Annotated in this window: 1 protein-coding gene; it reads left to right on the top strand. The window is 68.8% G+C overall.

What is annotated here, in order from left to right:
- Positions 1-22: 22 nt before the first annotated feature.
- Positions 23-276: MFS transporter (locus ACFQ87_RS46450; RefSeq protein ID WP_380617086.1), on the top strand; the 254-nt coding region annotated here is incomplete at its 3' end.

Here is a 276-nt window from a genome sequence, read left to right as displayed (position 1 = left end):
GCTGTACGTCGTCTCGTTCGCCATGTCCGTCTGCACCGCGTTCTTCGACGTGGCCTTTCAGAGCTACCTGCCGGACCTGGTGCGGGCCGAGCAGTTGACGGAGGGGAACGTCAAGCTCGAGAGCACCCGTAACGTCGTCCAAGTGGGTGGTCCCGGGCTCGGCGGGGTACTGGTCGCCGCGGTGACCGCTCCGGTGGCGGTCGTCGTCAACGCGGTCACCTTCGCCCTGTCGTCCCTCTCGCTCACCCGCATCCGTCGGCCCGACCTCCCGCCCCG

The organism is Kitasatospora sp. NPDC056531 (assembly GCF_042794375.1).
Classification (GTDB): domain Bacteria; phylum Actinomycetota; class Actinomycetes; order Streptomycetales; family Streptomycetaceae; genus Kitasatospora.
The sequence above is the reverse complement of the archived record's forward strand: the minus strand, read 5'-3'. Positions and strand labels throughout refer to the sequence as shown.